Origin of the sequence: Pradoshia sp. D12 (assembly GCF_008935075.1) — a bacterium.
In the GTDB taxonomy this organism is placed as follows: domain Bacteria; phylum Bacillota; class Bacilli; order Bacillales; family Pradoshiaceae; genus Pradoshia.
The window spans coordinates 3,517,025-3,530,761 of record NZ_CP044545.1 but is presented as its reverse complement, the minus strand read 5'-3'; the positions used below and the strand labels follow the sequence as shown (position 1 = coordinate 3,530,761).

The 13,737-nt window shown below is 38.5% G+C and carries 11 protein-coding genes, 1 tRNA gene and 1 pseudogene; 10 read left to right on the top strand and 3 right to left on the bottom strand.

Annotated elements, in window-relative coordinates; all coding sequences use genetic code 11:
• Positions 1–18: 18 nt before the first annotated feature.
• Positions 19–1,443 (bottom strand): amino acid permease, encoded by a 1,425-nt coding sequence (locus F7984_RS17040; RefSeq protein WP_140461771.1) that lies wholly within the window; start codon positions 1,441–1,443, stop codon positions 19–21.
• Between the two features lie 346 nt (positions 1,444–1,789).
• Complete coding sequence (gene clpP / locus F7984_RS17035) at positions 1,790–2,392, bottom strand: ATP-dependent Clp endopeptidase proteolytic subunit ClpP (protein ID WP_066106206.1); 603 nt, start codon at positions 2,390–2,392, stop codon at positions 1,790–1,792.
• A gap of 296 nt (positions 2,393–2,688) precedes the next feature.
• Here clpP and F7984_RS17030 point away from each other — a divergent pair.
• From F7984_RS17030 to eno, 9 genes are all read left to right on the top strand, one after another.
• A tRNA-Arg gene (locus F7984_RS17030) sits at positions 2,689–2,760 on the top strand.
• Positions 2,761–2,927: 167 nt separating this feature from the next.
• Positions 2,928–4,220, top strand: coding sequence for an RNA polymerase factor sigma-54 (rpoN, locus tag F7984_RS17025; protein ID WP_140461770.1), 1,293 nt, complete (start codon positions 2,928–2,930; stop codon positions 4,218–4,220).
• Positions 4,221–4,265: 45 nt separating this feature from the next.
• Entirely contained in the window at positions 4,266–4,505 is a 240-nt protein-coding gene (locus F7984_RS17020; RefSeq protein ID WP_225983626.1) for a glutaredoxin family protein, read from the top strand.
• Positions 4,506–4,647: 142 nt separating this feature from the next.
• Positions 4,648–5,679 carry a sugar-binding transcriptional regulator gene (locus tag F7984_RS17015; RefSeq protein WP_139892216.1) on the top strand — a complete coding sequence of 344 codons (1,032 nt, stop codon included), beginning with the start codon at positions 4,648–4,650 and terminating at the stop codon, positions 5,677–5,679.
• Between the two features lie 59 nt (positions 5,680–5,738).
• Positions 5,739–6,746 carry a type I glyceraldehyde-3-phosphate dehydrogenase gene (gene gap / locus F7984_RS17010; RefSeq protein WP_066106217.1) on the top strand — a complete coding sequence of 336 codons (1,008 nt, stop codon included), beginning with the start codon at positions 5,739–5,741 and terminating at the stop codon, positions 6,744–6,746.
• 172 nt (positions 6,747–6,918) lie between these two features.
• Complete coding sequence (locus tag F7984_RS17005) at positions 6,919–8,103, top strand: phosphoglycerate kinase (protein ID WP_140461769.1); 1,185 nt, start codon at positions 6,919–6,921, stop codon at positions 8,101–8,103.
• 36 nt (positions 8,104–8,139) lie between these two features.
• Positions 8,140–8,898, top strand: a complete 759-nt coding sequence (gene tpiA, locus F7984_RS17000) for a triose-phosphate isomerase (protein ID WP_139892217.1) — start codon at positions 8,140–8,142, stop codon at positions 8,896–8,898.
• Positions 8,895–10,430 carry a 2,3-bisphosphoglycerate-independent phosphoglycerate mutase gene (gpmI, locus tag F7984_RS16995; RefSeq protein ID WP_140461768.1) on the top strand — a complete coding sequence of 512 codons (1,536 nt, stop codon included), beginning with the start codon at positions 8,895–8,897 and terminating at the stop codon, positions 10,428–10,430. The genes tpiA and gpmI overlap by 4 nt, the downstream gene beginning before the upstream one ends.
• A gap of 54 nt (positions 10,431–10,484) precedes the next feature.
• The gene (gene eno / locus F7984_RS16990) at positions 10,485–11,780 is read left to right on the top strand and encodes a phosphopyruvate hydratase (protein WP_066106229.1); all 1,296 of its coding nucleotides are present in this window, start codon (positions 10,485–10,487) and stop codon (positions 11,778–11,780) included.
• 187 nt (positions 11,781–11,967) lie between these two features.
• Here the strand turns inward: eno and F7984_RS16985 are convergent.
• Positions 11,968–12,259, bottom strand: a pseudogene (locus F7984_RS16985) (CAP domain-containing protein); the annotation flags it as partial.
• A gap of 695 nt (positions 12,260–12,954) precedes the next feature.
• Here F7984_RS16985 and srtB point away from each other — a divergent pair.
• Positions 12,955–13,698, top strand: a complete 744-nt coding sequence (srtB, locus tag F7984_RS16980) for a class B sortase (protein ID WP_140461767.1) — start codon at positions 12,955–12,957, stop codon at positions 13,696–13,698.
• The last annotated feature ends 39 nt before the right edge of the window (positions 13,699–13,737 follow it).

The following is a 13,737-nucleotide window of genomic DNA, read 5'->3' as shown; positions in this document are numbered from 1 at the left end:
AGTGGTTTCGTCTTATGATTATCTATCTTCTGTCAAACTTCTAGAAATTTCTTTTGGTTTCTTGTTTTTCATCAGGATTGGATAGAGAACAAGACCGAGGACAAATAAACCTATACCGAGCGAGAAGGTTTTTAAGTCGGCTGTTCCGGTTTTAATTACCCATAGGGTGTATACAAGAGCCACTATCGCTATTATGCCATCTATCAATCGTGATCGCTTCATCCCTGTGTATGTTTCACCGGTAATAATCAGTTTTACCTGATAAAGAACACTAACGAAATACGGGATTAAGTAAGCTAATGTAGCAACGACCATTGCGAATTCATAAGCTTCCATTATCGTTCCGGAAACAGTAGCGAATAAAAAGAATTGCGTTAAAAGGTTTGTGATAGTCAAAGAATTGACTGGACTTCCTTTTTTATTCGTTTTTCCGAAGAATGCCGGGAACAAGTTGGATTTAGCAGCTTGATATGGTACCTCGGAGCTAACGACAATCCAACCGACTGTGGATCCGAATAATGAAATTAAGGCAAGGAATCCTAAAATATAAGCACCGCTAGATCCGATTGCAGCTTGCAGAGCATCAACCAAAGGTTTATGTGACTGTTGCAATGCCTCTTGGGATAAAGCGCCCATTGTTAATAGTGTTATACCAATATAGATCGCAATGGCAATAATCAGTCCGGTGATTGTCGCTTTTTTCACATCAGTCTGAGACTTTGCCCTATTAGATAGCATCACAGCAGCTTCTACCCCAATGAAGGCCCATAGCGTGGCAATAGCTGCGTTATTTACTTGTCCACCCAATGAATGGGAAACCCCAGATGCATCGATGAATTCTTTACCGTTCATTATATTAGTAGAATCAAATATGAAAATGGTTGCGACGATAAAAAGGGCGAACCCAATTACTTTAGTGATGGTTGCCAGCAAATTGATTTTTCCAGCGCTGTTAAAGCTTTTGCAGAGAATAAAGTGAATGCCCCACAGCATAACTGTACATACCATAAAGTTTAAGAATTTCCCTAATTCCAGATCAAAATTGCCGCTTGAAAAAAGGATGTACTGGCTTTGCATAATTGGGAAGAAGGTAGATAAGTACCCGGCAAACGAGATAATGACTGATGCCGTTGCAGCCCAGTTAGCAGCCCAGTAACCCCAAGCAATACTGTAACCAGCGATTTTCCCTTTCCTTGGTGAACTGAACATGGCTTGAGCATAGCTTTGCGGTCCCGTTTTTAATTCCGGCTTTCTGATAGCCAAATTTCCAAATACAAGAGCAACCATTAATACTCCAGCTCCTGTTAAGATCCAGGCCATTGATGCTCCAAACGGACTAGAAACACCAGCTAGGTTTGCCGGAAGCATAAATATTCCTCCACCAACCATGTTGCCGACAACAAACATGGTTAATATCCAAAATCCCCATTTTTTATTATTCATGATGAAAGACCCCTTCTGTTTTCAAAAATATGCGAAAAATATAATAAGATAAATTATTGCTAGTGGTACAAATCGTTATAATTCTATACCCGAATTATAATTTGATCATTCCGGTGGCTTATTGGTTGAGATTGTTAAGTATGAAATTCAACACAATAAACTCTCTTCAGAATGACTAATTATTAAATTGTGCTTTCATATTAACATCAAACTTTAATTTGGTAAAGTGATAAACAATTAGAGAACTAAAATATTGTGAGGTAGGGGAGTAGAGGGGGATATCTACATTATTTTTTTGATAAAACAAAAGAGCTGCCGAATATCTCGACAGCTCTTAATCAGTTTATTATTTTTTATTTTCTTCTACTACATTGCGGGTGATAATTTTATCAACTAATCCGTACTCTACCGCACGTTCAGCTGTCATGAAGTTATCACGTTCTGTATCGCGAGCAATTGTTTCATAAGATTGACCAGTACGTTCAGCCAAAATTTTGTTTAAGCGCTCACGCATAAAGAGAATGCGTTTAGCAGCGATTTCAATCTCAGTCGCTTGTCCTTGAGCTCCGCCAAGTGGTTGGTGAATCATCACTTCACTGTTTGGTAACACAAAACGCTTTCCTTTTTCGCCGGCAGCAAGAAGGAATGCACCCATTGAAGCAGCCATACCGATACAGATCGTAGAAACCTTTGGTTTAATATATTGCATTGTATCGTAGATTGCCATACCAGCTGTGATGCTTCCGCCTGGGCTATTGATGTAAAGATATATATCTTTCTCTGGGTTTTCAGTTTCAAGGAACAATAATTGGGCAACGATAGAGTTGGCAACATTGTCATCAATTGCACTTCCAAGCATGATAATCCGGTCTTTTAATAAACGGGAATAAATATCGTATGCGCGTTCCCCGCGATTTGTTTGTTCAATAACTGTAGGAATTAAATTCATTTATTTTCTCCTCCTTATATGTAAAAAAATAATACATTTGGCTTTGACTTTATCATACACTTTATGGTCAATAAAGGTCAAACAAAAGACGCTTACATTACTATATGTTTTTTATTAAGGACTGATGTCTAGTTTATCTGATTGGTCTGCGCTTAATTTGCAACTGATTCTATGTATAGAAACAAAATAATCCCTGATATCCATCTTACCCAACATAAAGGCTTATAAACCTAAGGAATAGTTCTTGCAAAAAGACTTTCTCTTCCTTATAATATAATTTTGTAGGCTAACATTTTGCCCTCGTAGTTTAATGGATAGAACATAAGATTCCGGTTCTTACGATGGGGGTTCGATTCCCTCCGAGGGCGTATATAATATTGTAGGAAATGCCCCAGTGCTGAAAGTAGCTTAGCACTGGGGCATTTTTTATTTATCATATTCAATATTTTGTAAATATTCTCTCATTTTTCTTGCCCTATGACGTCCTCTTTACTACTATTAATGTAAGCGGTCTATCTTATAAGGGGGCGGGGATTTGAATGTTGAGATTGGTTTGTACCAGCAACAGAGGTTAAAGCTGACAATGACGCCGGAATTAAATCAGGCAATAAACTTACTTCAATATCCTGCAATTGAATTAGCTGCCTATATCGATGGAAAAGCGTTAGAGAATCCCTTAATTGAAATAGATGAAGATTATCCAAAAGCCTCAGGCAGAACATATGGCGATTTATCAATCAATCAAATCAGCGAGGAGACTGTTTCATTAAAATCTTATTTACGATCCCAAATTCCATTTAAAGTATTAACAGACAGGGAAGAGTGCGTTTTATTGTTTTTGATTGATTGTATCGATGAAAATGGATATTTACGTATTACCCTTGAGGAAGCTCAATCCCTTGTGGAGGTTAGTCAGGCAGAATGGGATGTTGCCTTATCTGTTTTGCAGGCATTGGAGCCGATCGGAGTGGGGGCCAGGAATTTAAGTGAATGTTTGCTCATACAGGCTAAACGTGATTATATCGATGATCTGCCGCTAGAAGAGGTTTTGGTTAATCATTTCGATATGCTCGTGAATAGAAAGTGGAAAGAGCTTGCCAAGCTGGTTGGTGTAACAATTGCAGATATACAATCTATTTTTGACTTAATACAGGCATATAACCCCAAACCTGGTTCAGCTTTTAATAGTGGTGAATTCCAATATTTCATACCGGATGTAAGTGTTTCTATTTCAAAAGGAGTACCCACTGTAAAAGTTTTATCAATGAGAAAATTTAAAACGAATGAATTTACTTCCCCTATAAATGGAAGTGATGACATAACTAAAAAGTATATGGACGAAAAGAAATTGGAGCTTAACTGGCTAAAAAAAGCTCTTGAGCAAAGAGAGCAGACTTTAAGGCGTGTTACATATGCCATCATGGAAAAGCAATCTGCCTTCTTTGATACTGGAAAAAGTGTCACCTTAAAGCCATTAACTATGAAGGAAATCGCCAAAATGGTCGATGTGCATGAGTCAACAGTAAGCAGGACGATTAGAGACAAAGTGGTAGAGACGCCGTTTGGGACTTATGAGATGAAAATGTTTTTTACGAGCAGCATCCCGAACGCTCAATTGGAAGACTCTTCATCAGAACAAGTAAAGCAAGAAATAGTGCGGTTGATAAAGGCAGAGCAGAAAACATTACCTTTATCCGATCAGGCAATTGCAAAGCAACTTCAGGATGATTTTGGTATTCTTGTATCACGGAGGACAATCGCGAAATATCGGAATCAGCTTCATATACCATCTTCTTCAAAAAGAAAACGATATGAGGTTAGTGAATAATTAATTTATAAATGTAGAAAATAAGAAAGAGCAGGGGGAAAGAGAGTGAGTGTACCAATCATTCATTTTTATACAAAAAAGAATTGCCCATTATGCGAAGAGGCAAAGGATCTTTTGAAAATTTTGCAAAGAGATATGACGTTTACTCTCCTTGAAGTCGATATATATTCTAATGATAAATTACTGGAACAATATGGCCTTATGATTCCTGTAGTCGAAATCAATGATCAGATTATTCAATACGGCCGTATAGATTTAGATGAGATTCGTCGCTATTTAACGTGATGTTCACATTTAGAACCTTGCAACTATTCGAAACTCCTGTTAGAATGGAATTACATCAGGAGCTATTTTTTTACATAAACTGGGACGCTAAACGTCTTGCTAGGACAAAAAATGACCAAAGTATAAAAGGAGTTTGAAGGATATGGACGGAATACTCCATTTACAGAAGAAATTAATTCCAGATATATTTGAGGTCATGCAAAAAAGATACAATATCTTAAGAACGATTCGTACTTTGCAGCCGGTAGGCAGACGAAGCTTATCACTGACTTTGAACATTACGGAGCGGATTTTGCGCAGCGAAGTGGAATTTTTGAAAAACCAAAATCTTATACTCATTGCGAGCTCTGGAATGACTGTTACCAATGAAGGGAAAGAGGTACTCGACCATCTGGGTGGTGTAATAAGGCAATTATCGGGTATAGATGATATGGAACGCCTATTACAGGAAAAACTTAATTTGGAGAAAATTATCATCGTTAACGGTGATAGTGACCAATCCCCATGGGTAATAGATGAGCTTGGACGTGCCGGTGCGTCGCGTATGAAAAGTCTCTTAACGGGTAAAAATATCATTGCCGTAACAGGTGGAACAACAATGGCAGCAATAGGAAGAATGTTACCTGATGTCTCAGAGCTTCCAGATGTGGATGACATTTTGTTTGTACCAGCGAGAGGCGGTCTTGGCAAGGGTGTTCAATACCAGGCCAATACAGTTTGCGAACAAATGGCAGAAAAGATGCATTCACGATATCGTGTCCTGTATGTACCGGACAACCTAAGTGAAGCAGCATACAATACGCTAACCAGTGAACCTGCTATACATGAGGTATTGAATTTGCTGAAATCAGCTAATATCGTTCTTCATGGTATAGGGGAAGCCAAAACAATGGCTGAAAGAAGGAAATCATCCAATGACAGTCTCCAGGAGCTTGAGAATAAAAAGGCAATCGGAGAGGCGTTTGGATATTATTACGATGAAGATGGCAACATAATACAAAAAGTCCATACAATCGGCCTTCAATTAGATGATCTGGTTAATGCGGAACATGTAATCGCCGTCGCGGGCGGAGCTTCAAAAGCTAAGGCAATAAAAGCTTATATCAAAATGGCACCTAAAAAACCGATTTTAATTACGGATGAAGGTGCGGCACTACAGTTACTTAAGGGATAACACCCTTTTGAATATAATTTAAAATCTATTTCTAAGATTCCAAAAGGAGGAACCTTCTAATGGCAGTAAAATTAGGTATTAATGGTTTTGGTAGAATTGGACGTATCGTATTCCGTGCAGCGTTAAATAATCCGGAAGTAGAAGTTGTAGCAGTTAACGATTTAACTGATGCAAAAATGCTTGCGCATCTTTTAAAATATGATTCCGTTCATGGAACTTTAGATCAAGATGTAACAGTTGACGGAGACTACTTAGTAGTAGCTGGACAACGTGTAAAAGTTCTTGCTGAAAGAGATCCAGCTCAACTTGGTTGGGGAGATCTTGGAGTAGATATCGTTGTTGAATCTACTGGACGTTTCACTAAACGCGCAGATGCTGCAAAACACCTTGAAGCTGGCGCTAAAAAAGTTATCATTTCTGCACCTGCATCTGATGAAGATATCACAATCGTTATGGGTGTTAACGAAGATAAATATGACGCAGCTAACCATGATGTAATCTCTAATGCATCTTGTACTACAAACTGCTTGGCTCCATTTGCAAAAGTATTGAACGATAACTTCGGTATCAAACGCGGAATGATGACTACAATTCATTCTTACACAAATGACCAACAAATCTTAGACTTGCCACACAAAGACTACCGTCGTGCTCGTGCTGCTGCTGAAAGCATGATCCCTACAACTACTGGTGCTGCTAAAGCTGTTGCTCTAGTATTACCTGAATTGAAAGGTAAATTGAACGGTATGGCTATGCGTGTACCAACTCCAAACGTATCTGTTGTTGACCTTGTTGCTGAATTAGAAAAAGAAGCAACTGCAGAAGAAATCAATGCAGCATTAAAAGCAGCTGCTGAAGGTGAATTAAAAGGAGTTCTTGAGTACAGCGAACTTCCATTAGTATCTCGTGACTACAATGGAACTACTCAATCTTCTACTATTGATGCTCTTTCTACAATGGTTATGGAAGGCAACATGGTTAAAGTACTTTCTTGGTACGATAACGAAACTGGTTACTCCAACCGTGTAGTTGACCTTGCAGCTTACATTGCTAAAAAAGGTCTTTAATCTTTAACGTAGTAGATAGAAAACCTTATTAAAGGTATAATGAATTTGTTTAAGGGGGGAGAGGGGAAAATTCCCCTTTCTCCCTGTTTTATTTTAACGGCAATTAATCAGAGTTTGGGCAGACCTGATTAAGTCTTTAGCTGGTCCCTTATTTTAAAGGAGGTTCATTTAAGTGAACAAAAAATCGATTAAAGACATTGATGTACAAGGAAAAAAAGTATTTTGCCGCGTTGATTTTAACGTACCAATGCAAGATGGCAAAGTAACTGATGACACAAGAATTCGTGCGGCTTTACCGACTATTCAACTTTTAATTGAAAAAGGCGCAAAAGTAATTCTGGCAAGCCATTTGGGCCGTCCAAAAGGTGCAGTAAAAGAAGAGCTACGCTTAACTCCTGTTGCTGCGCGTTTAAGCGAATTACTTGGCAAAGGTGTTAAGAAAACGGATGAAGCATACGGAGAAGCTGTACAAGCTGAAATCGGGCAGATGAAAGATGGCGATGTACTTCTTCTAGAAAACGTACGTTTCTATCCTGGCGAAGAAAAGAACGACGCAGAATTGGCAAAAGCATTTGCAGATCTTGCAGATGTGTATGTAAATGATGCATTCGGTGCAGCTCACCGTGCACATGCTTCGACAGAAGGAATTGCAAAACATATCCCTGCTGTAGCCGGTTTGCTAATGGAAAAAGAATTAGAAGTGCTTGGAAAAGCTCTTTCTAATCCAGAACGTCCATTCACAGCAATTATTGGTGGAGCAAAAGTAAAGGATAAAATCGGTGTAATTGATAATCTTCTTGAGAAAGTGGACAACCTAATCATTGGCGGTGGACTAGCATATACGTTCATCAAGGCTCAAGGTTATGAAATTGGTCAATCTCTTTTAGAAGAAGATAAAATTGAATTGGCTAAATCCTTTATGGATAAAGCAAAAGAAAAAGGTGTTAACTTCTTAATGCCGGTGGATGCGGTTATTGCAAAAGAATTTTCACCTGATACAGAGTCTAAAGTGGTAGATATTGATGCGATTCCAGCTGATTGGCAAGCGCTTGATATCGGACCAAAGACTGCAAAATTATATGAAGACACTATTAAAAATTCCAAACTCGTGATCTGGAATGGACCAATGGGTGTATTCGAATTTGATAAATTCGCTGGCGGTACAAAAGCAGTAGCAGAAGCACTTGCAAATGCGGAAAATACATACTCCGTAATTGGTGGTGGGGACTCAGCTGCGGCAGTTGAAAAGTTCGACCTTGCGGATAAAATGAGCCACATCTCTACTGGAGGCGGTGCTTCCTTGGAATTCATGGAAGGTAAAGAGCTTCCTGGTGTGGTAGCGTTAAACGACAAATAAATACATTATACGGACACATACGAGAGGATGAGAAAAGTGCGTAAACCAATTATCGCAGGAAACTGGAAGATGAATAAAACGGTTGGCGAAGCTTTACAATTTGTAGATGAAGTTAAAGGTTCCATTCCTACTCCAGAAAAAGTGGATGCGGTTGTGTGTTCTTCTCCGCTATTTCTTGAATCGCTTGTAAAAGCAACAAAAGGAACGGATCTTAAAGTTGGTGGACAAAATATGCACTTTAAAGAAAGTGGCGCATATACGGGTGAAGTAAGTCCGGAAGCACTTTCTGATTTAGGGGTAGACTATGTTATCATTGGACATTCCGAACGTCGTGAAATGTTCAATGAAACAGATGAATCAGTTAACCAGAAGACATTGGCTGCTTTTAAACACAATTTAATCCCTATTGTGTGTTGTGGGGAAACGTTGGAGCAGCGTGAAGCTGGTAAAACAAAAGCTCTTGTAGCTGATCAAATTAAAAAGGCATTCAAAGGCCTTACGGAAGAACAAGCTAAGAAGACAATTATTGCTTATGAACCAATCTGGGCAATTGGTACAGGAAAGTCTTCCACAGCAGCTGATGCTGATGAAGTTTGCGGTCATATCCGTCAAACAATCGCTGATAGCTTTTCAACTGATGTGGCAGAAGCAATTAGGATTCAATATGGCGGTTCTGTTAAACCTGAAAACATCAAAGAATATCTTTCAGAAGATAATATCGATGGTGCTTTAGTTGGCGGAGCAAGCCTTGAACCAACTTCTTTCTTAGGATTATTGGAGGCTGTTTCTAAATGAGTAAGAAACCAGTAGCGTTAATCATTCTCGATGGGTTTGGATCTCGAGATGTAACACAGGGTAATGCTGTGGCACAGGCTAAAAAGCCTAACTTTGACCGTTATTGGGCAGAGTATCCACATAATCACCTGATAGCGAGTGGCTTAGCAGTTGGTTTGCCGGAGGGACAAATGGGTAACTCAGAAGTTGGCCATTTAAATATCGGTGCAGGCCGGATTGTTTATCAAAGCTTAACTCGAGTAAACCTTGCGATTCGTGAAGGTGAATTCGAAAAGAATGAAACTTTCTTAGGCGCGATTCAACATGCGAAAGAAAATAATAAGGCTCTACACTTAATGGGATTATTATCTGATGGTGGAGTACACAGCCATATTCAGCATTTATTTGCATTACTTCGCTTGTGTGCTAAAGAAAACTTTACAAATGTTTATGTACACGGCATTTTAGACGGACGTGATGTTGGTCCTCAAACTGCTGAAAAGTACATTCAACAAACTGAAAATATGTTTAAAGAAATTGGTGTAGGCCAGTTCGCGACTATTTCAGGACGTTATTACTCCATGGACCGTGATAAACGCTGGGATCGTGTAGAAAAAACGTATCGTTCCATGACTTATGGTGAAGGACCTTCTTATTCTTCCGCAATGGAAGTAGTAGAGGATTCCTACCGTAATGGGATTTTTGATGAATTCGTTCTACCATCTGTAATTACGAAAGCTGATGGACAGCCTGTGGCGAAAATTGAAGATAATGATTCTGTTATTTTCTATAATTTCCGTCCTGACCGTGCTATCCAAATTTCTAACGTATTTACAAATGATGATTTCCGCGGCTTTGACAGAGGCCCAGGATTCCCGCAGAATTTGTATTTTGTTTGCTTGACTCACTTTAGTGAAACTGTTAAAGGATATGTTGCATTTAAACCAACAAATCTGGATAACACAATCGGTGAAGTCTTATCGCAAAACAACTTAAAACAGCTTCGCATTGCCGAAACTGAAAAATACCCACACGTTACCTTCTTTATGAGTGGTGGGCGTGAAGATGAATTCCCAGGCGAGAAACGTATTTTGATTAATTCTCCAAAGGTTGCCACGTATGACATTAAACCTGAAATGAGCGCTTATGAAGTGACTGAAGCCCTTATGAAGGAATTGGATGAAGATAATCATCATGCGATCATCCTAAACTTTGCTAACCCTGATATGGTTGGGCACTCCGGAATGCTTGAACCAACAATCAAAGCAATTGAAACTGTGGATGAATGCCTTGGAAAAATCGTCGATAAAATCCTATCTATGGGTGGTAAAGCCATTATCACAGCTGACCATGGTAATGCTGATGAGGTAATCACTCCAGATGGAGATCCGATGACAGCACATACGACAAACCCTGTTCCAGTGATTGTCACTGATAAAGAGGTAGAACTTCGTGACGGTGGAATTCTGGGTGATTTAGCTCCAACTATGCTTGAACTATTGCATGTAGAGCAACCGAAAGAAATGACTGGAAAATCATTAATTAAAAAGTAAGTTGTACAAACTATAAAATGTACTATATTTTCCAATTAAAAGGAGAGAAATTTAATGCCAATTATTATTGACGTTTATGCACGTGAAGTATTAGACTCCCGTGGTAACCCAACAGTTGAAGTAGAAATTGAAACAGAATCTGGCGCATTCGGCCGTGCTATGGTACCAAGTGGTGCTTCCACTGGTGAATACGAAGCAGTAGAACTTCGTGATGGCGATAAAGACCGTTACCTTGGAAAAGGTGTTCAAAAAGCAGTAGATAACGTAAACAATATCATTGCTGAACAAATCATCGGTATGCATGTTCTTGATCAAGCTGGAATCGACAAAGCGATGATCGACCTTGATGGAACTGAAAACAAAGGTAAATTAGGTGCGAACGCAATTCTTGGTGTTTCCATGGCTGCTGCAATCGCTGCTGCTGATTACCTAAACATTCCTTTATACCGTTACCTTGGCGGATTCAACACGAAACAGCTTCCAACTCCAATGATGAATATCATCAACGGTGGTTCTCACGCTGATAACAACGTTGACTTCCAAGAATTCATGATCATGCCTGTTGGAGCTCCAACTTTCAAAGAAGCAATCCGTATGGGTGCTGAAGTATTCCACAGCTTGAAAAAAGTTCTTCACGACAAAGGCTTAAACACTGCAGTAGGTGACGAAGGTGGATTCGCTCCAAACCTTGGTTCTAACCGTGAAGCTCTTGAAGTAATCATTGAAGCAATCACTAAAGCTGGCTACGAAGCTGGTAAAGATATCTACCTTGCAATGGACGTAGCTTCTTCTGAGTTCTTCAACAAAGAAACTAAGAAATACGATCTAGCAGGCGAAGGACGCAATGGTCTTTCTTCCGAAGAAATGGTTAACTTCTATGAAGAATTAATCAACGAATTCCCAATCATCTCTATTGAAGATGGTTTAGATGAAAACGACTGGGAAGGCCACAAATTGTTAACTGAGCGCATTGGCGATCGTGTACAACTTGTTGGTGATGACTTGTTCGTTACAAACACTAAAAAGCTTGCTGAAGGTATCGAAAAAGGTATTGCTAACTCTATCCTAATTAAAGTTAACCAAATCGGTACTTTAACTGAAACTTTCGATGCAATCGAAATGGCAAAACGCGCTGGTTACACTGCAGTTGTATCCCACCGTTCCGGTGAAACAGAAGATTCTACAATCGCTGACATTGCAGTAGCAACAAACGCTGGCCAAATCAAAACTGGTTCTATGAGCCGTACAGACCGTATCGCGAAATACAACCAACTTCTTCGTATCGAAGATGAGCTTGGCGATTTAGCTGAATACAAAGGTCTTCAATCTTTCTACAACCTTAAGAAATAATTAACGAAGTAGAAATTTTTGATGAGTTGATGAGTATTTTATATGATTTTCAAGGACGCTTGAGAAGTATTATAAAAGCTCAAAAGGGAAACTTCTTATACTGAATTTCAGTATAAGAAGTTTTTTTTTACAATAAAACGCCTCTTTCCTTATTTGAAAGAGGCGTTTTTGTTAGAATAATGGTTGATTAATTTTGAATGAACATTTGCACCCAGTAATGCTCATACTTTTCATAACCAATCAGTATAGTTTGGATTTAGGATATTTTCTCTGTGACCCTCTGAGTCCATCCAACCTTCCATAACGGCTTCAGCTGTTCTGTGGCCTTGCGCAATGTTTTCAGCTGCTGCTACATATGTGATTCCGAAAGCCTTCATCATATCAAAGGGACTTCCGTATGTTGGTGATGTATGGGCGAAATAACCGTTTTCTGACATATCCACAGCTTTCGTGTAAGCAACCACGGATAAGTCTGCATTATTGCGGTTTAGGTATATTATCAACTAATGCCTAGGAATACTAGTTTAATAATATTTATTCGCATATAAACAACCAATCTATCTAACAATTTAAATAGTAAACTTTTGGTTAACCATATTGAAGGTAACATTAAAGAGAAAATTCAGTCAAGTTTTATGCAAATATTGTCGAATAATGACGAAAAATATCCATGTTCTCCCTAAATTGGTACGGTTCTCGAGAAAGACATAAGGATGAGAAGGTGACAGGAATAAGATTATGCACTGGGAATTGGAGTTAAGTGAAGAAACAGTTCAGCAACTAAGTTTATCATTTAAAAGCATACAAACGGACGATTGATTGTTTCGATAAAAGATGAACAACTAGAATGAGGATCTGAGATGACTAAATTACAACAAGAAGAGACTTCAATGGAATTTGGTGAGGGAATACTTAAATACCAATATAGATTGTGAAAGGGAGTAAAAAGAATAATTCTACGAAGTAAAATTCCTATCCGAGTATGTATATGATTCCCAAAAATCGCTTGAGAAGTTTTTGAAACTTTAAAGGGATAGAATTAGTCAGACTTTAACCTCCTTATGCTTAAAATGTGGGGGTTTTGTTTTATTTGATAAGCTATTGTATTCTGAAATGTCTGTTATTAAACTTATATTATATAAGAATAATAATTTTCTTAAGAGAGTTGAGAGGCATGAAGCGAAGTCGGACAATTATATCAAAGTTAATCGGTTTAGGACTACTGATTGTGTTTTGCTGGTCAGGAATTTATTTGTTTCAATATGCAATGGATGAATATCAGATGTATAAATTGGAGAAGAAGCTGGTTCAAGATAAACACAAGGTCATATCAGAAGAAACAGGTAATGCCGATTTTACTAAATTGGTAGAGCTGAATGACCAATCGGTTGGTTGGATCACCATTGATGGAACAGCCATTGACTACCCCGTTGTACAGGGTGATGATAACAGTTACTATTTAACACATGATTTTAACAATAGCTCATCCATTCAGGGAAGTATTTTTATGGATTATCGTAATCAGGAAGGTTTTGCAGACAATCATATCATTCTTTATGGACATAATATGAAGAACGGTACGATGTTTCATGATTTGAATAAATACAAGGATGAAAACTTCCTATACGAGCATAGATACATAAACTTTTATGGGAAAACGGGCTATTATAAGTGGGAGGTTTTCTCTACTTATAACACAGATCCAAGCTTTAATTATATCCAAACTGAGTTTGGAACTAGTGAACAGTATCTTGCTTTTATAAACCAATTACGATCAAGGTCAGATTTTAGCTATAAGGTAGAACCGTTATCTGATAAGGATAAGGTTTTAACGCTCTCCACATGCAGTCAAGGTCTAAAGGATGGAAGAAGGGTGGTCCATGCAAGATTAATAGAAGAGAGAGCATACGCAGAGTAACAATAGAAAGGAGGCAGCCTATATATAAGCTGCCTCCTG

What these genes read in the sequence shown, in the direction of transcription:
- F7984_RS17040 (WP_140461771.1), bottom strand. Translation starts at nt 1,443, where the DNA reads ATGAATAATAAAAAATGGGGATTTTGGATATTAACCATGTTTGTTGTC.
- clpP (WP_066106206.1), bottom strand. Translation starts at nt 2,392, where the DNA reads ATGAATTTAATTCCTACAGTTATTGAACAAACAAATCGCGGGGAACGC.
- F7984_RS17015 (WP_139892216.1), top strand. Translation starts at nt 4,648, where the DNA reads ATGGACGGAATACTCCATTTACAGAAGAAATTAATTCCAGATATATTT.
- gap (WP_066106217.1), top strand. Translation starts at nt 5,739, where the DNA reads ATGGCAGTAAAATTAGGTATTAATGGTTTTGGTAGAATTGGACGTATC.
- gpmI (WP_140461768.1), top strand. Translation starts at nt 8,895, where the DNA reads ATGAGTAAGAAACCAGTAGCGTTAATCATTCTCGATGGGTTTGGATCT.
- eno (WP_066106229.1), top strand. Translation starts at nt 10,485, where the DNA reads ATGCCAATTATTATTGACGTTTATGCACGTGAAGTATTAGACTCCCGT.
- srtB (WP_140461767.1), top strand. Translation starts at nt 12,955, where the DNA reads ATGAAGCGAAGTCGGACAATTATATCAAAGTTAATCGGTTTAGGACTA.